This window comes from Streptomyces sp. NPDC002156 (genome assembly GCF_053593675.1).
On the sequence record NZ_JBSFDA010000050.1, the window covers coordinates 36,325 to 60,085 of the forward strand.

Genomic DNA, 23,761 nt, shown 5'->3' on the forward strand with positions numbered 1-23,761 from the left:
CGACCATGAGTACTCCTCGGATACGTCGGCTCCTCCTGCGCCTCGTCACCGGAGCCACCGCAGGCGCCCTCGCCGGCCTCGCCCTCGCCCAGACCGCCCCACCCGCCACCGCAGCCGCCGCAGCCGCCGCAGGCACCGGCTCCGCCGTCACCATCTCCGGACGCGGCGAGTTCGCGGACATGCGATTCACCGTCAGCCAGACCGAGCACCTCACCAGCCAGGCCGTCACCGTCTCCTGGACCGGCGGCACCCCCACCACCCTCGCGGGCACCCTCTTCAACACCGACTTCGTGCAGATCATGCAGTGCTGGGGCGACGACGACGGCACCGTCCCCACCAACCCCGGCCCGCCCCGCACCCAGTGCCAGTACGGCGCCTCCCCGACCACCGACCGGGGCAGCTGGCCCGGCAACGAGTACGACGACACCCGCAAGGTCTTCTACAGCGCCGACCCCACCAACTACGGCCAGGACGACCGCTACGGCGCCGGAAACGTGTCCGGCCTCGGCGAGGTCCCCTTCAAGGCCGTCGACGGCACCCTCATCACCTCCGGCACCCAGAACAACGCCCTGTTCAACCGCAACACCACCAACGAGGTCGACTTCGCCCGTACCGGCGCCGACGGCACCGGCCGCGAGTACGTCGAGGTCCAGACCGCCAACGAGGCCCCGCACCTCGGCTGCGGTGTCCCCGTACGCCAGAACGGGACGATCAAGCCCCGCTCCTGCTGGCTGGTCATCGTCCCGCAGGGCCATCTCGACCTGGACGGCAAGCCGTACGCCGACACCAGCCAGGTCAACGCCGGCTCCCCGGTCTCCGCGACCAACTGGAAGAACCGCATCGCCGTGAAGCTCGGCTTCAACACGGTCGGCGCCAACTGCGCGCTGGGCTCCGACGAGCGCGCCACCACCGGCAGCGAACTCGCCGCCGACGCCATGTCCAGCTGGCAGACGGCCCTCTGCCCGAGCGGCAAGGTGTACGGCTACACGGAACTCGGCGAGCCCGACACCCGTGCCCGTCTCATCGCCGACGGCTCGTCCGGTCTGGCGTTCACCACGCGCGCCCTCGGCGCCGACGAGGGCACGACCGCCCCGGCGGACCCCACCGTCTACGCGCCAACTGCCCTCTCCGGCACGGTCATCGGCTTCACCGTCGAGCGCAGGCCGAAAGCCGGCGCCTCCGAAGCCGTCCGCAAGCTGGCCGGGACCAAGGTCGAGTCCCTCGACCTCACACCCCGGCTGGTCGCCAAGCTGCTCACCGAGTCCTACCGGAACTCCCCCTGGGGAGCGGTCGTCGGCACCACCGCCGCGAAGGGCTACGGCTGGGCGAAGAACAACCCGGCCGGGCTGGCGAGCGACCCCGAATTCATCGCGCTCAACCCGGAGTTCGCCGAACTGTCCGTCCCTGAGACCCCGGCCACCGACACCGACCTGCTCACCGCCCTCGGGCACAGCGACTCGGCGCGCGCGGTCTGGCAGTGGATCGTCTCCGACAAGGAGGCGCGCAACTTCCTCGCGGGCGTCTCCGACGACTGGGGCATGAAGGTCAACCCGTACTTCAGCACCAACACGGACCTCAACCCCACCGGCTTCGCCTTCGACCCGGCCGACACCGACACCTACCCCAAGAGCGACCCCTGGTGCACGATCCCGCCGGGCACCGGCGCCACCGCCCCCCAGTGCATGATCGACTTCCACCCGTACGTCTCGGACATGCACGCCGGCGCCCTGCACACCCGGCGCGCCGACAGCCTCTGGAAGGCGACCTGGGACCCGCTGGCCAGCCCGCCCGCGTACAAGAGCCCCGGCCCGCAGACGGTCGGCTCCCGGTTCGTGATCACGGTGACCGACGCGGCCTCCGCCGCCCGCTACGGCCTTCAGACCGCGCGCCTGCGCAACGCCTCCGGCGCCTTCGTCGCCCCCACCACGACCTCCCTCACCACCGCCGCCGCGAGCGCGTCCGGCGCCAAGGCCCCCGAGATCAGCCCGGCCAAGGCCACCGCGAAGGGCGCGTACCCGCTCGCCCAGCTCGTCTACGCGGCCGTACGCCCGGCGAAGCTCGACTCCGCCGCCCGCAAGGACTACGCGACCCTGCTGACGTACGCGGCGGAGAAGGGCCAGATCAGCGGCGCCGACCCGGGCCGCCTCCCGGCCGGTTACGCCCCCCTGTCCAAGGCCCTGCGCGCGAAGACCGCCAAGGCCGCCGCCGCCCTCGCCCACTACACCGGCCCGGCAGCGGACAACGGGGGTACGGGATCCGGCAGTTCGGCCTCCGGCGGGTCGAACGGCGGTACGTCCGGCGGCGGTTCCGGTGACTCCGGCGGCCTGGGCGGTACGGAGGGCGGGGCCGCGACCGGCGGCGGAACGACCGGCGGTGCCGGGTCCGTTGCCGGCGGCGCGAGCGCCTCGCCGAGCGACAAGCCCTCGTACGACGGAGGACAGGCCGTCCAGACCACCGCCGCCGGCACCACGCCCGCCGACCCGGCGAACTCACTCCGCTACGCCGTCCCGGTGGGCGCCGCGCTCGGTGCCGCCGCCGGTCTCGGGGCGCCCTTCGCGGGCGGCAGCCGACTGCGGCTGCCGCTCAGGGTCCCGCTTCCCGGCGGTCGCACCGTGACCGTCATCCCCGAACTCGCCCTCCCGGAACGGCTGCGAAAGCTGCTGCCACCCGGCCGGGGCTGACCCCGGAGCCCGCGGCCACCCGGCCCCGGCTCCCCACAGACGGCCGCCCGCCCCGAATCGCAGTCGGGGCGGACAGCCCGTACCACCTTGCCAGATCCGCCAGATCCGCCAGATCCGCCAGATCCTCTCTCGTTCCACGACGCACAACAGGAGAACCTCGATGCGCAGAACGCGCCTCACGGCGGCCATGGTCGCCGCCGCCGTGGTGTCCGGCACGCTGGCTCTCGCGAGCCCGGCGTCCGCCGACCCAACCCCCGCCGGAACGTTCCGCCAGCTGGTCGGCACGGGTTCCGACACCACCCAGGACGTCCTGAACGCCCTCGCCGGTGACACCGTCAACGACAAGAGCTACGCCGACACCGCCGTGAAGTCGACGGCCGGCGCGGGTCTCGCCTCCTATGACGCGATCGGCTCCGCCACCATCCAGACCCGCTCGGGCGGTACGACGTTCAACCGGCCCAACGGCTCGGGCCCCGGCCGGACCGCGCTCAGCATGTCGCTGACGGGCGACCTCTTCCCCAACGCGACGGGCGTCTCCGTCAAGGGCCAGGTCGACTTCGCCCGCTCCTCCGGCGGCCCGAGCGTCTCCGGCACCGCGCTCACGTACATCCCGTTCGCCCGGGACGCGGTCGGCGTCGCGGTGCGCGGCACCGGCCTCGACAGCCTGACGGTCGACCAGCTGCACGACGTCTACGCGGCCGGCAGCGACCACAAGATCAACGGCCAGACCGTGCAGCCGGTCCTCCCGCAGAGCGGCTCCGGCACCCGCAAGTTCTTCCTCGGGGCGATCGGCCTCAACGAGAACACGGTCGACACGAGCATCGAGACCGTCCAGGAGAACCAGGCCGACGCCGCGCTCGACGAGGACGGCACGCTCGTACCGTTCTCCGTGGGCAGCTGGATCGCGCAGAGCAACGACGTCGCCCCCGACCACAGCAAGACCGCGATCGCCGCCGGCGCGCACCTCGCCAGCGTCACGCTGCCCGGCGACACCGGCGCCACCAGCCCGGTCACCACGGTCAACGGCAAGCTCGCCCCGGTCGGCGGCTACTACGAGAACGCCACCTTCGGCCGTGACGTCTACAACGTCGTCCCGACCCGGGCGATCGACCCGAGCAGCATCTTCTTCGACAAGGACCTGTACGACGTCTTCGTCACCAGCGGTACCCACGAGGCGGCCCTCGCCTCCGACGCCGCCGAGGCCGTCATCGCCAAGTTCGGCTTCGTGAACGAGTCGTACAACGGCTCGGTCAACCTGGCCAAGCACGCCAAGGTCGGCGGCCTGGAGATCACCGGCCTGGAAGCCAAGACGCCCGCCAAGCCCGCCCTCAAGACCACCCTCGGCGACGCGAGCGTCAAGCTGACCTGGACCGCGCCGAGCCCGGCCCCGGCCCAGCCCGTCACCGACTACCGCGTGACGCTCCTCGGCGCCGACGGCGGCGTCGTGGCCACGAAGGACGTCCCGGCCACCACCACCTCGTACACCTTCGCGAACCTCGCCGTCGGCACGTACACCGCCTCGGTCTCCGCCGCCAACCTCATCGGCACCGGCGACGCCGCCACCTGGACCGGCGCCGTCAAGTACGCCAGCACCACGAAGGCGTCCGTCGCCACGACCGCGTACGGCAAGGCCCCCAAGGTCGCCGTCACCGTGACCGGCACCCACGGCGTCGTCCCGACCGGCAAGGTCACCGTCAAGGAGGGCACCACCACCCTCGGCACCGGCACCCTCAACAGCGCCGGCAAGGTCACCGTCAGCCTGTCCAGCCGCCTCAAGGTGGCCACGCACACGCTGACCGTCTCCTACGCGGGCGCCGCCAAGCTCAACGCGTCCTCGACGAAGGCCACCCTCAAGGTCACCAAGGCGACCCCGGCCGTCGGCACCAGCGCGCCCGCCTCGGTCAGCCACACCGCCCGCGCCAAGGTCACCGTGAAGGTCACCGCGACCGGCACCACCCCCGGCGGCACGGTCCGCATCTACGAGGGCTCCCGGGTCCTCGCCACCGGCACGCTGAGCGCCGGCAAGGTGACCATCACCCTGCCGAAGCTGAGCAAGGGCAGGCACACCCTGCGCGCCTTCTACGCCGGTTCGACGACCGTGCTCTCGAGGTACGGCGCGAACTTCGTGATCAAGTCCACCTGATCCCTGCCCCGTTCCACCCGGGGGGACCCTCGCCACGGTCCCCCCGGCACTCTTCCGAACCTCTGAACCGCGAAGGAGGCGGGCCGCCGTGACGGTCGCCGTACAGACCACGCTCGCACCGGCAGCGTCCGCGTCACGGACGCGCGTCGCGAGTGTCACCGCCGTCCGCCATCTCGCCCGGGGCGGCCTACTCAGCCTCGCCGCCCTGCTGCTCGGCGTCACCGCACAGCTGCTGTTGCTCAGCGGCATCCAGCAACACAGCGCCCAGCAGGCCGAGTTCGACGCCCTGCGTGACCAACTCGCCCAGGGCACCGCCCCGGTGGCCCAGGTCGACATGCAGGGCAAGCTCCTCGCGCCGGGCACTCCGGTCGCGCTGATCGACGTACCCGCTCTCGGCATGTCCCAGGTCGTCCTGGAGGGCACCGACTCCGCCGTGCTGACCGACGGGCCCGGCCACCGCAGGGACACGCCGATGCCCGGTCAGGCCGGGACCAGTGTCCTGATGGGCCGCGCGGCGGCGTACGGCGGCCCCTTCGGAAGCCTTGCCGACCTCGCCGAGGGCGACAGGTTCACCGTCGTCACCGGCCAGGGCAAGGCGACGTACCAGGTCATCGGCGTACGACGGGCCGGTGATCCGGCGCCCGCGCCGCTCGCCGCCGGGAAGGGGCGCATGGTGCTGGTCACCGCCACCGGGCCGCGCTTCATGCCCGACGGCGTCCTGCGCGTAGACGCCGACCTGGTGTCCGCGGCCGCCGAGACCCCGGCGGCCGTCATCCGCTCCGGCACCCTGCCCGAGGCCGAGGAACCCCTCGCCCGGCCCTCCGGGGTGCCGTGGCCGCTGGTGATGTGGCTGCAGGCGCTGCTGGTCGTGGCGGTCGGCGCGGTGTGGACCTGGCACCGGTGGGGCCGGCACCAGACCTGGATCGTCTTCGCGCCGGTCGTCGCCGTGCTGGGCCTCCAGGTCGCCACCCGGGCCACCGAACTGCTGCCGAACCTGCTGTGACCCGACTTCCTTCGCTCTCCTGTGAGGTACCCGACGTGACCGACTCCCTGACCGACACGATCGTCCTGCCCCCGGCACCGGCCGGTCCGGCGACCGCGACCATGACTCCCGCCACGCTCGAAGCCCGTGACGTGGCGGCCTGGTTCGGCGGTCACCAGGTGCTCAGCCATGTCTCGCTCACCATGCCCGCCGGGCAGGTCACCGCGCTCATCGGGCCCTCCGGCTGCGGCAAGTCGACGTTCCTGCGCACGCTCAACCGGATGCACGAGATGATCCCGGCGGCGGCGCTCGCGGGCGAGGTGCTCCTCGACGGCGAGGACATCTACGACCCGTCCTGGCGGCTGACCGACGCGCGGCGCCGCATCGGCATGGTCTTCCAGAAGCCGAACCCGTTCCCTGCCATGTCGATCTACGACAACGTGGTGGCCGGCCTGCGGCTGACCGGGGCGCGGACAAGTCGTCGCGCGAAGGACGAGCTGGTGGAGGAGTCGCTGACCCGGGCGGGCCTCTGGAAGGAGGTGCGCGACCGGCTCCGGCAGCCCGGCGGCGCGCTCTCCGGCGGTCAGCAGCAACGTCTGTGCATCGCACGGGCGTTGGCGGTCCGCCCACGGGTGCTGCTGATGGACGAACCCTGCTCGGCCCTCGACCCCACCTCCACCCGCCGCGTCGAGGAGACCATCCACGAACTCGCCGGCCAGGTGACCGTCGTCATCGTCACCCACAACATGCAGCAGGCCGCCCGCGTATCCCAACAGTGCGCGTTCTTCCTCGCCGAACAGGGCACGCCCGGCGGCATCGTCGAACACGGCCCCACCGACGACGTCTTCGGCTCCCCGAAGGACCAGCGCACGGCGGACTACGTGGCGGGCCGCTTCGGCTGAGCCCGAAAGTCCCGAGCCCCGAAACTTTTTCCGCAACCCCTTCAACCTTTCCGCCCCGAGCACGCTCAAGAACAGGTGAGGGCGAGACCTGTGAGGCGTGTGAGGGGCGTGATGCGTATGAGGCACGTGAGCCATAGCAACTGCCATCGCCACAGCCTCAGCGATACGCATGACGGGAAACGGGAGGGTGGATGTCGGCGACGGTCCGGCAGCGGGACTTCGAGGAGTACGCGCGGGCGGGCCGGCAGCGCCTGTACCGGACGGCGTATCTGCTCTGCGGCGACCGCGAGCACGCCCGCGACCTGGTGCAGTCCACGCTGGCCCGCCTCTTCCAGCACTGGCACCGGGCGAGCCGGGCCGACCACCTCGACGCCTACGCCCGTACCGTCCTGACCCGGCTGTTCCTGCACGAGCGCCGGAGGCGGCTGCGCGACCTGCTCGCCCACTCCCGCCCCGACCCCGCGCCCGCCGCGCCCAGACCCGATCTGCGCGTCACGCTCATGGCCGCGCTCGGTGAACTCCCGCCCCGGGCAAGGGCGATGGTCGTCCTGCGCTACTGGGAGGACCTGAGCGTGTCGGAGGTGGCCGCGCAGCTGCGGTGCAGCGAGTCCACGGTCAAGAGCCAGTGCTCGCGCTCCCTGACCCGGCTGCGCGCGGAGCTGGGCGACGCCCATGTGTACACCGCCGAGTACTGACTCCCCGGCCCCCTGTCCCTCCGTACATCGCCCGATCTGCCGCGTCAGAGAGGAACTTCCGTGCACGACACGCCACCCGGCCGCCCGCACGGGCCCGAGCCGGACGCCGTCCCCGACGACGCGCTCGTCGGGGAGCTGAGGGAACTGATGGAAAGGGCGGCCGCCGGTCTCGCGCCGCTGCCCGATCTGACACAGGAGGCGGTACGGCTGGGCAGGCTCCGCCGGATCCGCGCGCGGCTCGCCGTGGTCGGCGCGGTCGTCGGGGTCCTGGCGGTCGGGGGCATCGGCTCGGCCGCGCTCGGCGGCCTGGGCAGCGCCGCGTCGCAGCCCGTCAGCCCGGCGGCCGCACCGCCCACCGCGTCCCGGACGTCGGCCGTGCCGTCCCCCGCCCCCTCCGTGACAGCGCCGATGCCCGCGGCCTCGGCCTCGGAGGACGCGGTTCGCGGGGCGCGGACGGCGGAGGCCCTGACCCGGGCGCTGGGTGACCTGATCGGGACCGTCACCCCGAACGGCGCGGACCACTTCGCCGGCCGGCTGAAGGGCCACATCTTCCCCGTGACCTTCCAGGTCATGCCGGGAGGGGGCGGCCTCGCCGAGTGCTCGGACCTGCCCGAGACGGCCACGACCTGCAGTACGGCCTCGCTGCCCGACGGCAGCGAGGCGCGGGTCATCGTGTCGGGCGGCGCGCTGTGGGGCGGCCGGTCCTTCAGCGTCAGCTACCGCTACGCGGAGAGCACCGTGAACCTGACCGTCACCCCGGACACCGACGCCAAGGTCTCCCCGCCCGTCACCGTCGACCAGCTGGTGGCCGCGGCAGGCGCGAAGGCACTGCTGGCCGAGGTGAGGGACCAGGCGAAGGAGCGGGCGTTGGACGCGGCGGAGGCTGAGGCGGACCCCTTGGGCGAGGCATCCGACGCCCCGTCCCCCCCGGCCGCGACCGCGCCCGCCACGACCGAACCCCCCACCGCCGAGCCCTCCTTGGCAAGCGATCCGAGCGGTACCGACAGCACGAGCGAGACAGGCGGTTCCTCCCGATGAGTGAGCAACGACGTGCAGTGGACGGTCCGCGCGGCCGGATCGCCTTACGGCGGCGACGCAAGCAGCGGGTCCGGCTCGGCGCGATCGGCGCCACGGTCTGTCTCGCCGCGCTGGGTACGGCGGCGGTGCCGCTGCTCCTGCCCCGACTGCTGCCGGACAACGCGTCGTCACGGGCCAGTTCTCCGGAGTCGGTCCGGACGACGGCCGAGCCCACCCAGGACCCGGGAACGCCCGCGACACAGGGCGCCACGAGTTCGCCCCCCGACGACTCCACCGTCGCCGGGTCCCCCGACCCCTCCGAGTCGCCCAAGACCCCCAAGTCCCCGAGCGCCACCGGCACTTCGGGGTCCGGGAAGGGCTCCTCCTCGACGCCCACCATCCCCGCCTCCGGCCCCGGCACCTTCGACACGGCCCCGGTCGTCGTCACCGGGCCCGCCTCCGGTACGCCCTTCCGCGTCCAGGTCGAGGACGGCGCGGGCGTCGACCCGAAGGACGCGGCCCGCCAGATCGGCGCCATCCTCAACGACCAGCGAGGCTGGCGGCAGGCAGGGGCACGCTTCCGCCAAGTCACCGGAGCCGAAGCCGAGTTGACGTTCAAGGTCGCCACCGCGGCCACCACGGACAAGCTGTGCAACGTCCGGCAGCCGGAACACATCGGCGAGGTCAACTGCCGGGCCGGCGTCAACGTGGTGATCAACCTCAAGCGCTGGCAGCTGGGTTCCCCCCAGTTCGACGGTCCGGCGACCGAGTACCGCGCCCTGATCGTCAACCACGAGGTCGGCCACTGGCTGGACCGAGGCCATCTGACCTGCCCGGGTCCGGGCCAACCGGCGCCCGCGATGATGCAGCAGATCGACGGCCTCAAGGGCTGCGTCTCCAACGCCTGGCCGTACGACTCGCAGGGCCGCTACCTGGACGGCCCCGCTGTGCCGTAGCGGAGGCGGAGGAGAGGGGACCGGCCCGCTAAGGGCCGACCTCCGTCTCGCACCGCAGCCGCCGCTCCGCCCCCAACTCCCTTACCGCGCCCACCAGTCGCACCCGGGCCGTGTGCCGCACATCCGCACTCGACGCCCCCAACCGCAGTTCCAACGTCCCCGGTTCGACGACCCGCCGCCCCGCGCGGTCCGTGAACGCCGACAGATCCGCGTGGAACCGGAACGTCACCCGGCGCGCGGTCCCCGGCGCCAACTCCAGCCGCTCATAACCGATCAGCCGGACATCGGGCCGGGTCACCGAGGCCACCGGATCGTGCAGATACAGCTGCACGACCTCGGCCCCGGCCCGCGCCCCCGTGTTCCGGACGGTCACCGACACGTCGTACGACCCGTCCGTCCCGATCTCGGCAGGACCGCCCTCATCGAGGTCCTCCCAGGCGAACGAGGTGTACGAGAGCCCGTGCCCGAAGGGATACAGCGGGGTCGGGTCCAGACTGCTCACCTCGCCCGCGAGCCCCAGCGGCGGCTGGAGATACGTCCATGGCTGGCCCCCGCGCTCCCTCGGCACGCTCACCGGCAGCCGTCCCGACGGGGTGACGCGGCCCGACAGCACTCCCGCGACCGCCGGGCCGCCCTCCTCCCCCGGGAAGAACGCCTGGACCACTGAAGCGAGTTGACCGTGCCAGCGCCCCAGCGCGTACGGCCGTCCGGTGAGCAGCACGAGCACCACCGGCACCCCCGTCGACACGAGCGCGTCCAGCAACTCGGCCTGTACGCCAGGAAGTTGCAGGTCGGCGGCATCGCACCCCTCGCCGGACGTACCCCGCCCGAACAGGCCGGCCCGGTCGCCCAGTACCGCCACGCACACATCCGCCTCGGCGGTCCGCGCCACCGCCTCCTCGAAGCCGCCCGTGTCCGGCCCCGAGGTGTCGCAGCCCTCCGCGAACGTCACCTTGGCGTCCGGGAGTTCGGCGCGCAGGGATTCCAGGAGGGTGGGGATGTCGAGCCCCACCGGGGTCTCCGGATGGCTGGGCAGGACATGCGAGGGGAACGAGTAGCACCCCAGCATGGCCAGGGAGTCCGCCGCCCTGGGCCCGATGACCGCGATCCGCGTGTCCGGGGCGAGCGGGAGCAGCCCGTCCGGGTTGTCGAGCAGCACCACCGACTCCTCGGCCAACCGCCTGGCCAGCGCCCGGTTCCCGGCCGAGTCCAGGTCGATCGGCCCGCCGTCCGGCTCGGGCCGCCAGTCCTCGTCCAGCAGCCCCAGCTCGCACTTCTGGGCCAACACCCGGCGCACCGCCCGGTCTACCAGCGACTCCGGTACGTCTCCCGCCCGTACGGCCGCCACGAGCGCGTCGCCGTAGCTCCGGATCGTCGGCAGCTCGACATCGATGCCGGCGGCCAGGGCGACATGGGCGGCCTCGGCCGGCGTACCGGCGACCCGGTGCAGGGTCTCCAGGAAGCCGACGCCGAAGTAGTCCGAGACGACCGTGCCCGTGAACCCCCAGTCCTCGCGCAGGAGTTGGGTGAGGAGCTGCGCATCGGCGGAGGCCGGGACACCGTCCGTCTCGTTGTAGGCGGCCATCACGGAACGCGCCCCGCCCTCGCGCAGCGCCATCTCGAACGGGGGGAGTGTCACGTCCGCGAACTCCCGCACGCCCGCCCGGACGGGAGCGAGATTGCGGGCGCCGGCGGAGGAGGCGTACCCGGCGAAGTGCTTCAGCGTGGCGATGATCCCCGCCGACTCAAGACCCCGCACGTACGCCGACCCGATCGTCCCCACCAGATACGGGTCCTCGCCGATCGTCTCCTCCACCCGGCCCCAGCGCGGATCCCGTACGACGTCCAGGACCGGGGCGAGGCCCTGGTGGACGCCGACCGAGGCGAGGTCGCGGCCGATACGGGCCGCCATCTCCTCCACCAGCTCGGGGTGGAAGGTGGCGCCCCAGGCCAGCGGGACCGGGTACGCGGTCGCCTGCCAGGCCGTGAAGCCCGCCAGGCACTCCTCGTGGGCCAGTGCCGGGATGCCGAAACGGCCCGCCTCCGCTATCCGGCGCTGGGCGCGGGCCAGTGCCTGCGCGCCCAGCGCCGGGTCCACGGGGGCCGTACCGAAGGGGCGCGTGAGCTGGCCCAGGCCACGGGTGATCAGCTCGTCCCACGTGTAGTCGGCGGTCATGTCGTGCTGGTGCGGGGCGACGCCGTGGCCGTCCGTCGAGGCGCCCACCCACACGCCGTACAGCTGGGCGGTCTTCTCCTCCAGGGTCATCCGGGAGAGCAGGTCGTCGACACGGGCGTCGGTGGACAGGGCCCGGTCACGCCAGGGGGCGGTCGTCGTCATGAAACTCCTGTCAGGGTCTGCGAGTTGACGGAATGCGCCGTCATCGGTGCCGCTCATTTGCCGCCCACGCCCATCAGGCCGCCGATCAGCGCTCGCCGGGCCACCAGATAGACGGCGAAGATCGGGATACCGGAGAGGACGACCGACGCGAGCAGGGCGGGGATGTTCACGCCGAACTGGCTCACGTAGTTGAAGAGGCCGAGGGTGAGGACGCGGGGTTCGTCGGACTGGGTGAAGATCAGGGGGAAGAGGAAGCCGTTCCAGGCCTGCAGGGCCGCGTAGATCACGACGGTGCTGATACCGCCCTTGGCCAGGGGGATCGTCAGCTGGAACAGCATGCGCAGGGGAGAGGCGCCGTCTAGGGCCATCGCCTCGTACAGATCCTCGGAGATGTCCCGCAGGGTGCCCGTGAGGACCAGCACCGAGACCGGCATCGCGAAGGCAGCCGTCGGCAGGATCACCGCCAACAGGCTGTCGTACAGGTCGAGTTTGGCGATCAGGAGGTACAGGGGGACCACGACCGCCTGCGCCGGGATCGCCACCCCGAGCAGGAACAGCCGGAAGGCCGCGCCCGACCAGCGGGTGCGGGTGCGGACGGCGACGTACGCGAGCGGGACACAGAGCCCGAGGACGATGCCCACGACCGTGACGGCCACGATCACCGTGTTGCTGAGCAGATGTCCGAAGCCCGAGTTGAGGACGGTGTTGTAGTTGTCGAGGGTCGGATCGGTGGGCGGTTTCAGGGGGTTGCCGGTGAGGGACTTGTCCTGGCTCGTGAGCGAGGCCGACAGCATGGCGTAGATCGGGACGAGAACGATCACCAGCCAGACGATCGAGCCGAGGCCCGCAAGCGGGTTGGCGCGCCTGGTCCAGTGCCGACGCCGCCGACTCTCCGCCTGTGGCCGCTCCGGGCGCTTGTCGGTGGCCGTCGGGCGGGGGAGCGTATCGTGTGACACTCCGTCACATCCCTTCGCGCGTACTGCGCATGCCGCCGAAACCGGTCAGCCGGACGAGCAGCAGGGACAGCCCGGTGGCGGTCAGCACGAGGGCGGACGCGATGGCGCTCGCGTAGCCGAAGTCGTACGTCTTGAAGCCCGCCTCGTACATCAGGTACGGCAGGATCGCCGTGTCCGTGCCCGGCCCGCCCTTCGTCAGGATGAGCACCGTCTCGAAGTACGTGAGCGAACCGACGACGATCAGCACGGTGGACGTCGTGATCGTGTGCCGCAGCTGCGGGAGCGTGATCGAGAAGAACTGGCGGTAGCGCCCCGCGCCGTCAATTGCCGCGGCCTGGTACAGGACTTGGGGAATCTGCCGGGCCCCGCCCTGGTAGATCAGCGTGTGGAACGGGATGAACTGCCAGCCGCCGACGAACACGATGGCGAGGAACGCCCCGCTGGACGAGCCGAGCGTGTCCTTCTGGATGATGCCGAAGTTCGGGTCGAGCAGCGCGTAGAACAGCACCGAGATGGCGGTCGAGGAGAGCAGGAACGGCACGAAGAAGATCGCCGAGAGCACCGCCCGGTTGCGTTGCCGGCCCGCCGCCCACACCCCGAGCAGCAGCGCCACGACCGTCTGGAACGCCCAACTGGCCGCCGTGAGAAGGACGGTGAGGGTGAGCGACTGGGTCAGGCGCGGATCGTCCAGCAGCTTCTGCCAGTTGGCGAGCCCGACCGGCTTCGGGTCGCCGAGACCGTCCCACTTGGTGAAGGAGAGATAGAAGGCAAGGGCCATCGGGACGACCGCGAAGAAGGTGAAGAAGAGCACTGCGGGCAGCGCCCAGACGGCACTCGGCCGCCCGGCCCGCACACCGCTCACGGCCTTGTCCGTGACGCTCACTTCAACCCCTTGCAGGCCGACACGAACTGACTGGGCGACGACTTGCCCGTGAACAGCTTCCCGATCTCCGTGTGCATCTTGGTGCCCAGCTCGTCGCCGAGTGCCTGGTCCCAGGAGAGCGTGAACGCCGGTGCCTGCTGGACCATGTCGTACTGGAACTTCGCGTACTCCGGGTTGGGCGCGGAGGACAGCAGCGCCGCCGCGTTGGAGGTGGTCGGGACGTCGCCGAGGGCGACCAGGTCCTTCGCGTACGCCTCGGACGCGCAGTCCTTGAGGAACGCGATCGCCGCGTCCTTGTTCTGCGTACGGGGGTTGATGGACCAGTAGTTGGTGGGGTTGCCGACGACGTTGCGGACGTCGCCGACGCCGTCCTCGATCTTCGGGAAGGCCGCCCAGCCCAGGTTGGACTTGGCGAAGTCGGGGAACTTGCCGAGCTGCGTCGAGTACTCCCACGAGCCCATCAGGTGCATCGCGGCCTTGCCCTTGGCGAAGACGGCCGGGGCGCCGCCGTTGACGTACGACACCGAGGTGAACTTGGAGCCGAAGGCGCCGTCGTCGATGAGTTCCTTCACCATCTCGGCGGCCTTCAGGACCGCCGGGTCGCCCCAGCCCTCCGCGTCGCCGTCCTGGATGCGCCTGAAGACCTCGGGCCCGCCGATCCGGTCGACCAGATACTCCAGCCACATCAACTCGGGCCAGACATCGGAGCCGCCGAGGGCGAACGGAGTGATCTTCGCCTTCTTCAGCTTGGTGTTGATGTCGAGCAACTCGTCCCAGGTGGTGGGCGGTTGGAGCTTCTGCTCGGCGAAGACGGACTTGTTGTAGAAGAGGATCACCGGCTGCATCCCGCGCATCGGTATGCCGTAGTGGCGGCCCTTGAGGTCACCGGCGGCGAGTACGGAGGGCAGGAAGCCGTTCTTCAGCACCGGGTCGTTCTCGATGGTGTCGGTCAGGTCGACGATCTTCCCGGCGGCCTGGTACGCCTTGATGGAGCCGCCGCCCCAGTTGAAGAAGACGTCCGGGGCACTCGGCGACCCCATCGCCGTACGCAGCTTGGGCAGATAGTCCGAGCCCGGGATCTTCTCCAGCTTGACCTTGCCCTTGGCCGTCCTGCTGGCGGCTGACTTGTTGAACCGGTCGACGGCCGCCTGCTGCACCTTCACGGCGTCGTCCCCGTACACGAACGCGGTGATGGTCCCCCCGCCCCCGCCCGAACCCTCACCCGAGCCGCACGCGCTCAGCCCGGTGGTGAGCAGGGCGGACGCACCGGCGCCGAGCACCCAGCGCCGACTGAACGCCGTACCGGTGGCACCTGTGGCACCGGTGGACCGCCCTCTGTTGGACTCCATGACAGCACCTCTCGCGAATGTTCTGACCGAAACCTGACTGAGTCTCTGTACGAATCTTTCGGGTGGTACTTCGAATGTTCCGGGAACTTATGGTGGGACAGGGGCTTCGTCAAGAGGTCGCGCAGGGATACGATCGCGGCCATGAGACCCTCGAAACCCGCTGAAACGCAGACGACACCGCAGTCCACCCAGACCGCGACGCTCGCCGAGATCGCCCGCGAGGCAGGCGTCTCCGCTCCGACTGTTTCGAAGGTGCTCAACGGCCGCGCCGACGTCGCCCCCGCGACCCGGACCCGCGTCGAGGACCTGCTGCGGGCGTACGGCTACCGGCGCCGCCGCGCCGAGGCAACCCGCTCACCACTCATCGACCTGGTCTTCCACGAGCTGGAGAGCGCGTGGGCTATGGAGGTCATCCGGGGTGTGGAGAACGCGGCGCGGGAGGAGGGCCTGAGCGTCGTCCTCTCCGAGAGCGCGGGCCGCCTCACTCCCGGCCGCACCTGGGCCGACCAGGTCGCGGCCCGCCGCCCGCACGGCGTGATCCTCGTCCTGTCCGGCCTGGACGAGTCCCAGCGGGCGCTGCTGACCAGCCGCTCCATCCCGTTCGTGGTGATGGACCCGGCGGGCGACCCCGGCGACGACGTGCCCTCGGTCGGCGCGACCAACTGGCAGGGCGGCCTGGCGGCCACCCGTCACCTGGTCGAACTCGGCCACACCCGCATCGCGTCGATCAGCGGCCCGTCCCGCATGATGTGCAGCCGCGCCCGCGTGGACGGCTACCGCGCCGCCCTGGAAACGGCGGGCCTCCCGGTCGACCCCGACCTCCTCAAGGTGGGCGACTTCCACCACGAGACGGGCTACCGGGCCGGCCTCGAACTCCTCCGCTCCCCGAACCGCCCGACCGCGGTCTTCGCCGGCAACGACCTCCAGGCATTGGGCCTGTACGAGGCGGCTCGCGAACTGGGCCTACGCATCCCGGAGGACCTCAGCGTCGTCGGCTTCGACGACCTCCCGATCGCCCGCTGGGTAGGCCCGCCGTTGACGACGGTCCGCCAGCCCTTGATGGAAATGGCGGAAACGGCAGCGAAGCTGGTTCTGGACCTAGGCCGAGTGGAGGGCACACCGGGCGCGACACGGGTGGAACTGGCAACAAGCCTGGTGGTGAGAAACAGTACGGGGGCACCGCCGGTGAGCTGACAGACCTAGGGGCGCGGGGAACTGCGCGACAAGCCACAACGCACCCGCACCCGAAACACAACCCATTGACGCCCAACACAACTCCCCCCACACTGCCCCGAAATCAATCGGTACACCAACCGAAACTTTCGGAGGCACCCGCATGAGACCCTCCAGAACAGCCTTAACCCTCCTCACCGCCGCACTGCTCCTCGCCGGGACGGCAACCTCGGCACACGCCGAAGACCCCCCACTGCGAGACCTCGCCACAGCCAAGAACAAAGTCATCGGCACCGCAGTCACCGGAGGCAAACTCACCGGCTCCTACGGCGACATAGCCGGAACCCAGTTCAACTCCCTGACCCCCGGCAACGCCATGAAGTGGGAATCCGTAGAGCCCACCCAAGGCACCTACAACTGGACCGAGGCCGACCAGATAGTCACCTTCGCCCAGGCCCACAGCCAACAGATCCGCGGCCACACCCTGGTCTGGCACAGCCAGAACCCCAGCTGGCTGACGAACGGCACCTGGACCCCCGCCCAGCTCAGCACCATCCTCCAGAACCACATCACCACCGAAGTCACGCGCTACAAGGGCCAGTTGGCGGCCTGGGACGTCGTGAACGAGCCCTTCAACGAGGACGGCACGTACCGCTCCACGCTCTGGTCCACCAACCTCGGCACCGACTACATCGCCCAGGCCCTGACCTGGGCGAGGGCCGCCGACCCGACCGCGAAGCTCTACATCAACGACTACAACGTCGAGGGCGTCAACGCGAAGAGCACGGCCCTGTACAACCTGGTCAAGTCCCTGAAGGAGCGCGGAGTACCGATCGACGGGGTAGGGCTCCAGGCCCACCTGATCCTCGGCCAGTACCCGTCGACCCTCCAGCAGAACATCCAGCGCTTCGCCGATCTGGGCGTGGACGTGGCGATCACGGAACTGGACATCCGTATGCAACTCCCCGCCACGGACGCCAAGTTGACCCAGCAGGCGGCCGACTACAAGGCCGTCATGGACGCGTGCGTGGCCGTGCCGAGGTGTGTCGGCGTGACCGTCTGGGGCTTCACGGACTCCGACTCCTGGATCCCGGACGTGTTCGACGGATACGGCGCGGCGACCCCGTACACGGAGACCTTCACCCCGAAACCGGCGTACTACGCGATAGCCCAGTCGCTCGGCGGCACCCCGTCCACCGAGGGCTGCACGGCGACGTACGCGGTCCCGAACCAGTGGAACACCGGCTTCACGGGCCAGGTGACGATCACATGCTCGGGCCGGTCGCTGTCGTCGTGGCGGGTGACCTGGACGTACGGCGCGGGACAGCAGCTCACGCAGGCCTGGAACGCCACCTGCACCCAGTCGGGGACGGCGGTGACCTGTGTCAACGCCTCGTACAACGGGACGGTGCCGAGCGGCGGTTCGGTGAGCTTCGGGTTCAACGGGACATGGAGCGGGAGCAACCCCGTACCAACGGTGACGCTGGGCTGATCCCGGGCTGAGAAGTGTGAGATTTTCCGAAGAATGCCGGGCACGGGCCTCCGCTCGTAATAATTCGGACGTACGTTCCTCCCTGTGATGGGAGAAGAGGAACAGACGTCGGACGACGACGGGGGCGCGGAGAGACAGACGGCCCAGCAGACGGGCCGGCGGCCGTCACGGTGGTTGAAGGCCGTCGGTTTCACACTCGCCGGCACCCTGGTGCTCGCAGCGGCGGCCGGGGGCTACGCGTACTGGCACCTGAACCGCAACATCAAGAGCGTCGACATCAACAGCGCGCTCGGCGACAACCGCCCGGCCAAGACACAGGCACTGCCGTCGACGGGCGCGTCCGCCTCGGCGACACCGCTCCCGAGCGAGGCGCTGAACATCCTGGTCCTGGGCTCGGACTCGCGCAGCGGCAAGCGGAACCAGGCACTCGGCGGCGGCAGCAGCGAGGGCGCGAGGTCGGACACCGCGATGGTCGTCCACCTGGACGCGGGCCGTACGAATGCGACGATCGTGAGCATCCCGCGCGACACGCTGGTCACGCGGCCGTCCTGCCCCCTGTCGGACGGAGGTTCGACGGCGGAGGCGTACAACGTCATGTTCAACACGGCGTACTCGGTCGGCGGCCCGGTCTGCGCGGTCAAGACGGTCGAGTCGATGACGAACGTGCGCATGGACCACTACCTGGAGATCGACTTCGCCGGTTTCGCGGACCTGGTGGACGCGCTCGGCGGTGTCACGGTCACGACGGACGAGGACATCCACGACGACGACAGCCACCTCGACCTGACGGCGGGCGAACACCACCTCGACGGCACCCAGGCCCTCGCCCTGGCCCGCACCCGGCACGGCATAGGCGACGGCAGCGACCTGGGCCGAATAGGCCTTCAACAGAAGCTGGTCAAGGCCCTCCTCCAGCAGATCTCCTCGACGAACCTGCTGACCAGCCCGGCCAAGCTGTACAAGGTCGCCGACGTGGCGACGGGCAGCCTGACCACGGACACGGGCCTGGACTCCCTCAGCGAACTGATGAGCCTGGGCCAGAGTCTGCAGGGCCTGTCGGCGGACGAACTGAAGACGGTCACGATGCCGGTGGTGACAGCGGCGTCGGACGCCAACCGGGTGGTCGCGGAGGAGCCGGAGGCGGCGGAACTGTGGGCGTCTTTGAAGTAACGACTCCGAAGTAGGGGGAAAAGTTTTCCGGAGACCGTGTCGATCCGGGCCCTCCCCGTTCGACGCGGTGGTGAGAGCCCGGAAAGGACCCGGGCCCCGCCACAGCCCCAGGAGGAACCCATGCCCCGCTACCTCTCCCTCGTGAAGATCGACGAGGCCACCGCCCCCGCTGAAGGCCCCAGCCCCCAGCTGATGCAGCGCATGGGTGAGCTGATCGAGGAGATCACCAAGGCCGGGGTGATGCTCGACACCGCGGGCCTGACCCCCACCGCGCAGGGCACCCGCGTGCACTGGCAGGACGGCAGGATCTCCGTCACCGACGGCCCCTTCACGGAGTCCAAGGAGATCGTCGGCGGCTACGCCATCATGCAGTGCAAGGACAAGGCCGAGGCCCTGGAGTGGACCAAGCGCTTCCTGAAGGTGCACGAGGAGCACTGGACGGTGACCTGCGAGGTACGGGAGATCGCCGAGGGCTGAGCGGCCGGGCGTTCCTTGGCCCCGAGCCCGCGAGGGGTGTCTGATGGTGGGCTGTGACACCAAAGCGCACACAGCCCACCCACCCCACCACGGACCCGAGCGAACCCATCGCGACCGTCATCGAGACGGTCTTCCGCCTGGAGTCCCCCCGCATCATCGCGGCCGTCACCCGCACGGTCCGGGACATAGGCATCGCCGAGGAACTGGCCCAGGACGCCCTGGTGGCCGCCCTCGAACAGTGGCCCCGCGACGGCGTCCCCGACAACCCGGCCGCCTGGCTCATGACCACAGCCAAGCACCGAGCCGTGGACCTGATCCGCCGCCGCGAGACGTACGCGCGCAAGCTGCGGGAGATCGGCCGCGACCTGGAGACGACGGTCTCACCCCCCGAACCCCCCACCCCCGACGACATCGACGACGACCTGCTCCGGCTGGTCTTCACCGCCTGCCACCCGGTGCTGTCCGCCGAGGCCCGTATCGCCCTCACCCTCCGCCTCCTCGGCGGCCTCACCACCCCGGAGATCGCCCGAGCCTTCCTGGTCCCGGAACCGACGGTCGCCCAGCGCGTCGTCCGCGCCAAACGAACCCTCGCGACGAAGAACGTCGCCTTTGAAGTCCCGTACGGCCCCCAGCGCGAGGCCCGTCTCGGCTCGGTCCTGGAGGTCATCTACCTGATCTTCAACGAGGGTTACGCCGCCACAGCAGGCGACGACTGGCTGCGCCCCGCCCTCTGCGAGGACGCCCTGCGGCTGGCCCGCGTGCTGTCGGGCCTGATGCCCAAGGAACCCGAAGTGCACGCGCTGACAGCCCTGTTGGAGCTGCAGGCGTCCCGCTCGGCGGCCCGCACGGGCCCGACCGGCGAACCGGTGCTCCTCAAGGACCAGAACCGCTCCCGCTGGAACCGCATGCTGATCGCCCGAGGCTTCACGGCCCTGGCCCGGGCGGAAGCGGCGGGCGCCACGACATCGACATCAGGCCCAGGCCCGTACACCCTCCAGGCCGCCATCGCCGCCTGCCACGCCCACGCCCACTCCTACGACACCACGGACTGGCCCCGCATCGCCGCCCTGTACACGGCCCTGGCCGCCCGATCCCCGTCCCCGGTAGTCGAGTTGAACCGAGCGGTGGCCGTCTCGATGTCCGAGGGCCCGGCCCAGGCCCTCCAGATCATCGAACCCCTGACAACCGACCCGGCCCTCCGCGACTACCACTTGCTCCCGAGCGTCAGAGGAGACCTACTCCAACGCCTGGGCCGAAAGAAGGAAGCAAGAGCAGAGTTCCTAAGAGCAGCGGACCTGACCCAGAACGAAAGGGAACGGCACCTGCTACGTACAAGGGCAAGGGAATGCGCCCCTTAGGGGCGCGGGGAACTGCGCGACAAGCCCCCACCGGCCTGCAGCCTCACGACGACCCATCCCGCGGAGCGCACCGCACAGGCTGACCGATCAACATAGTCGGCGCCCCCGCCACCCGAGTAAGAAAAACCGTCGCAGAATGAGGCCCAGAAAGCTTCATCTTCTTCCGCAACTCCTCCGGCTCAACAGCCGACCCCCGCTTCTTCACGGTCAACACCCCAACCCCCCGCTCCCGAAGCACCGCCTTCAACTTCTTCACCCCAAACGGCAGTTGATCGGTGATCTCATAAGCAGAGGCAAAGGAATTGGCCCGCAACTCATCCCCCGTCACATAGGCGATCGTCTCGTCGACAAGCCCCCCACCCACCTCCTCGGCAACCTCCGCCACCAGATGCGCCCGAATAACAGCCCCGTCAGGCTCGTACAAGTACCGCCCCACAGAACGCACTTGAGGATCGGGCAACCCCCGCCCCACCAGAACACGCGGCCCCGGCAACAGAGTTGCCCGCACCGACCCACCCCCAGGCTCCGCCCCGAACCACAGCACCGCCTCCTTCACATCCCCGCCGTCCGAGATCCACTCGGCCCCCGCCTCACCGGGAATCGCCTCGTGCGGCACCCCGGGAGCGATCTTCAGCGCGGCCAGCGGAGCCTTCATGGCCGCACCCACGGCCCACGACAACGGCGGCGAGTACGCCTCGGGATCAAAGATCCGTCCCCGCCCACCACGCCGCCCCGGATCGACGAACAAGGCGTCGTAGGCGGACGTGTCGACATCCGCGACATCCGCCTCCCGCACCTCCACCAGCTCCCCGATCCCCAGCGCCTCGGCGTTCGCGCGCGCGACGGCGACGGTGAGCGGATCCCGGTCCACGGCGAGAACACGAACACCCGCCCGGGCGAGCGCGATCGCATCGCCCCCGATCCCGCAGCACAGGTCGGCGACGGAGGTCACGCCCAACTCCCTGAACCGCCCCGCCCGGTACGCGGCCACGCTCGCCCGAGTCGACTGCTCGACCCCGTTGGGCGTGAAGAACATCCGCCCGGCGTCCTCGGCCCCGAACTTCGCCACCGCCCGCTGTCGCAGCCGTTCCTGCCCGAGCGCCGCCGAGACCAGTTCGGCGGGATGCGCGCGGCGCAGCCGGGTGGCGACGGCCAGTTCACGGGCCGGCTCGGTACCGCGCACCTCGTCGAGGAGGGCACGGCCCGCCGGGGTGAGCAGGGCGGCGAAGGCGGAGAGGGGAGTGGCGAGGTCGTTCACCGCCTCATTGTGGGCCAGCCGGTGGACGGCGCGCTTCCGGCGGCGGTGTCGGCCGTACTCCATGGCCACGCCCTGGGAAGATCCGGCACCATGCGAACGGTAGGACAAACATACAAAAACAGGTCACTGGCCCGTGCCGGAATTCTCGCGCTCGCCGCAGCCACCCTCGCCTCCGCCTGCGCGGATGGCGCCGCCCCGCCGAAGAACGCCCGCCCCGCCCCCGGCCAGGAACTCCGCCTCCACGCACCCCCGGCCCGCGCCCTGGACGCATACGCCCGAAAGCTCGGCCGGGCACAAGCGGCCCGCACGGCCACGGCCAAGCGCTGGGGCCTGACCGCACCCCCACTCACCGCACCCCCACCCCCGGCCCGCAAACCCCACCTAGCCACCCGCAAGGGCTTCGAGGTCGACGACCACGAGGAACGCGGCCTGCCACCCGTCTTCACCACGATCCCCACCCGCCACAAAATCGTCTTCCTCACGATCGACGACGGCGCCGAGAAGGATCCGGTGTTCCTGCGGATGATGAGCGAACTGAAGATCCCGTACACCGCGTTCCTCAGCGACTACCTGGTCAAGGAGGACTACGGCTACTTCAGGAAGATGCGGGACCTGGGTGTCGGGCTCAACAACCACACCCTCCACCACCGTTACCTGCCCGCCCTCTCCTACGAGCAACAGCGCACCGAGATCTGCGGCATGCAGGACGTGATCAAGAAGCGCTACGGCACCCGCCCGACCCTCTTCCGCCCGCCCTACGGCAACTACGACGAGGACAGCCTGCGCGCCGCGAAGTCGTGCGGCGTGAAGCACGTGCCTCTCTGGAACGAGGAGGTCTTCGCCGACCACTGGGACTACCGCGAGTGGGACCGGGACATCCACCCCGGCGACATCGTCCTCAGCCACTTCCGGGGCGAGGGGGACTGGAAGGGCACGATGCCCGACATGGTCCGCCGCTTCCTGAAGCTCGTCACCGCCAAGGGGTACGCGGTGGCCCGCCTGGAGGACTACCTGTGACCGCGCGCCCCCTGGCCGCCGCCGCACTCGCCGCCGCGCTCCTGGCGACGACGGCCACCGCCTGCGCCCGGCCCGTGGCCCCCGTCGAACGCCCGGGCGAGAAGGCGGCACACGCCGACTCCGCGCCCGACGACCCCCAGGCCTACCGCCGCTGGGGCCTGCCGGCCCCGTTGCCCCCACCCCCACCCCCGCCCGCGCACCCGAGGGCCCGCCTCCGCACGGCGGGCCTGGGCCTCCCCCCGGTCGTCGACCACATCCCGACCCGCGACAAGGTCGTCTTCCTCACCTACGACGACGGCGCCGAACGCGACCCCCGGTTCGTCGACCTGGTCCGCGAACTGCGCCTGCCGGTCAGCATGTTCCTCACGGACAGCGTCGTGGGCCCGGGCTACGCCCACTTCGCCCGCCTGCGCGAGGTCGGCGCCAACGTCCAGAACCACACCCTGGACCACCAGTCCCTGCGGGGCCTGCCGTACGCCGGCCAGCGCGCCGAGATCTGCGGCCAGCAGGACAAACTCCGCGAACGCTTCGGCATCCGCCCCCGCCTCTTCCGTCCGCCCTACGGCACGTACGACACGACCACACTGAGAGCGGCCGCGGACTGCGGCGTATCGGCGGTGCTCCTCTGGACCAAGGGGGCAGCCCTCTGCCCGGGCGCCATCGTCCTCGTAGGCCCACCCCAGGTCGAAGAGACACTGAGGCTGCTCAGGGAGGTGCAGGAGAGAGGCCTGAGCGTGGCGCGCCTGGAGGACTATCTCTGACCTGTGGTTTCCGGCAAGGGAGGGCGGGCATTTTCAGCGCCGGGGCGGGCATCTCCAGCCCGTTGGGGGTCCCCCCTCTGGGGGAGTTTGAGGACGAGCGCGTTCAGTACTTGCGCGCGGTTCCTGGTCCCGCGGCCCTGACCTATCCCATCG

At 70.6% G+C, this 23,761-nt stretch carries 19 protein-coding genes; 14 read left to right on the forward strand and 5 right to left on the reverse strand.

Going from position 1 to position 23,761, the window contains the following annotated elements:
* The first annotated feature begins 5 nt into the window (after nt 1-5).
* From ACWCRB_RS21425 to ACWCRB_RS21455, 7 genes are all read left to right on the forward strand, one after another.
* Nucleotides 6-2,681 carry a hypothetical protein gene (locus ACWCRB_RS21425; RefSeq protein WP_450997540.1) on the forward strand — a complete coding sequence of 892 codons (2,676 nt, stop codon included), beginning with the start codon at nt 6-8 and terminating at the stop codon, nt 2,679-2,681.
* 160 nt (nt 2,682-2,841) lie between these two features.
* Nucleotides 2,842-4,824 carry an Ig-like domain repeat protein gene (locus tag ACWCRB_RS21430; protein ID WP_450997541.1) on the forward strand — a complete coding sequence of 661 codons (1,983 nt, stop codon included), beginning with the start codon at nt 2,842-2,844 and terminating at the stop codon, nt 4,822-4,824.
* A gap of 88 nt (nt 4,825-4,912) precedes the next feature.
* Nucleotides 4,913-5,827, forward strand: a complete 915-nt coding sequence (locus ACWCRB_RS21435; RefSeq protein WP_450997542.1) for a sortase — start codon at nt 4,913-4,915, stop codon at nt 5,825-5,827.
* Nucleotides 5,828-5,928: 101 nt separating this feature from the next.
* Nucleotides 5,929-6,708, forward strand: coding sequence for a phosphate ABC transporter ATP-binding protein PstB (gene pstB, locus ACWCRB_RS21440; RefSeq protein WP_450997557.1), 780 nt, complete (start codon nt 5,929-5,931; stop codon nt 6,706-6,708).
* Nucleotides 6,709-6,899: 191 nt separating this feature from the next.
* Nucleotides 6,900-7,403 carry a SigE family RNA polymerase sigma factor gene (locus ACWCRB_RS21445; RefSeq protein ID WP_450997543.1) on the forward strand — a complete coding sequence of 168 codons (504 nt, stop codon included), beginning with the start codon at nt 6,900-6,902 and terminating at the stop codon, nt 7,401-7,403.
* 60 nt (nt 7,404-7,463) lie between these two features.
* Nucleotides 7,464-8,441, forward strand: a complete 978-nt coding sequence (locus ACWCRB_RS21450; protein WP_450997544.1) for a hypothetical protein — start codon at nt 7,464-7,466, stop codon at nt 8,439-8,441.
* Nucleotides 8,438-9,376: a DUF3152 domain-containing protein gene (locus ACWCRB_RS21455; RefSeq protein WP_450997545.1), complete on the forward strand. Its 939-nt coding sequence runs from the start codon at nt 8,438-8,440 to the stop codon at nt 9,374-9,376. Before ACWCRB_RS21450 ends, ACWCRB_RS21455 begins: the two co-directional genes overlap by 4 nt.
* Nucleotides 9,377-9,404: 28 nt before the next feature.
* Here the strand turns inward: ACWCRB_RS21455 and ACWCRB_RS21460 are convergent, their stop codons facing one another.
* From ACWCRB_RS21460 to ACWCRB_RS21475, 4 genes are read right to left on the reverse strand one after another with little or no spacing between them, the layout of a single operon-like run.
* Nucleotides 9,405-11,714, reverse strand: coding sequence for a beta-xylosidase/alpha-l-arabinosidase (locus tag ACWCRB_RS21460; RefSeq protein WP_450997546.1), 2,310 nt, complete (start codon nt 11,712-11,714; stop codon nt 9,405-9,407).
* Nucleotides 11,715-11,767: 53 nt separating this feature from the next.
* Nucleotides 11,768-12,670, reverse strand: a complete 903-nt coding sequence (locus tag ACWCRB_RS21465) for a carbohydrate ABC transporter permease (protein WP_450997547.1) — start codon at nt 12,668-12,670, stop codon at nt 11,768-11,770.
* Between the two features lie 4 nt (nt 12,671-12,674).
* Nucleotides 12,675-13,553, reverse strand: a complete 879-nt coding sequence (locus ACWCRB_RS21470) for a carbohydrate ABC transporter permease (RefSeq protein ID WP_450997548.1) — start codon at nt 13,551-13,553, stop codon at nt 12,675-12,677.
* On the reverse strand, nt 13,550-14,902 hold the full coding sequence (locus tag ACWCRB_RS21475) for an ABC transporter substrate-binding protein (protein WP_450997549.1): 1,353 nt from the start codon (nt 14,900-14,902) through the stop codon (nt 13,550-13,552). The genes ACWCRB_RS21470 and ACWCRB_RS21475 overlap by 4 nt, the downstream gene beginning before the upstream one ends.
* Before the next feature lie 141 nt (nt 14,903-15,043).
* Here ACWCRB_RS21475 and ACWCRB_RS21480 point away from each other — a divergent pair, with 141 nt between their 5' ends.
* The 5 genes from ACWCRB_RS21480 (at nt 15,044) to ACWCRB_RS21500 (ending at nt 20,572) form a co-directional block, all read left to right on the forward strand.
* On the forward strand, nt 15,044-16,096 hold the full coding sequence (locus tag ACWCRB_RS21480; protein WP_450997550.1) for a LacI family DNA-binding transcriptional regulator: 1,053 nt from the start codon (nt 15,044-15,046) through the stop codon (nt 16,094-16,096).
* A gap of 142 nt (nt 16,097-16,238) precedes the next feature.
* Nucleotides 16,239-17,567: an endo-1,4-beta-xylanase gene (locus ACWCRB_RS21485; protein ID WP_450997551.1), complete on the forward strand. Its 1,329-nt coding sequence runs from the start codon at nt 16,239-16,241 to the stop codon at nt 17,565-17,567.
* Between the two features lie 87 nt (nt 17,568-17,654).
* Entirely contained in the window at nt 17,655-18,737 is a 1,083-nt protein-coding gene (locus ACWCRB_RS21490; RefSeq protein WP_450997558.1) for an LCP family protein, read from the forward strand.
* 120 nt (nt 18,738-18,857) lie between these two features.
* Nucleotides 18,858-19,214, forward strand: coding sequence for a YciI family protein (locus ACWCRB_RS21495; RefSeq protein ID WP_450997552.1), 357 nt, complete (start codon nt 18,858-18,860; stop codon nt 19,212-19,214).
* 107 nt (nt 19,215-19,321) lie between these two features.
* Nucleotides 19,322-20,572, forward strand: a complete 1,251-nt coding sequence (locus ACWCRB_RS21500) for an RNA polymerase sigma factor (RefSeq protein ID WP_450997559.1) — start codon at nt 19,322-19,324, stop codon at nt 20,570-20,572.
* A gap of 43 nt (nt 20,573-20,615) precedes the next feature.
* On the opposite strand, the gene ACWCRB_RS21505 is transcribed toward ACWCRB_RS21500, so the two are convergent.
* Nucleotides 20,616-21,893, reverse strand: coding sequence for a THUMP-like domain-containing protein (locus ACWCRB_RS21505; protein WP_450997553.1), 1,278 nt, complete (start codon nt 21,891-21,893; stop codon nt 20,616-20,618).
* Between the two features lie 27 nt (nt 21,894-21,920).
* Here ACWCRB_RS21505 and ACWCRB_RS21510 point away from each other — a divergent pair, with 27 nt between their 5' ends.
* Entirely contained in the window at nt 21,921-22,847 is a 927-nt protein-coding gene (locus ACWCRB_RS21510) for a polysaccharide deacetylase family protein (RefSeq protein WP_450997554.1), read from the forward strand.
* Nucleotides 22,844-23,608, forward strand: coding sequence for a polysaccharide deacetylase family protein (locus ACWCRB_RS21515; protein WP_450997555.1), 765 nt, complete (start codon nt 22,844-22,846; stop codon nt 23,606-23,608). Before ACWCRB_RS21510 ends, ACWCRB_RS21515 begins: the two co-directional genes overlap by 4 nt.
* Nucleotides 23,609-23,761 lie beyond the last annotated feature (153 nt).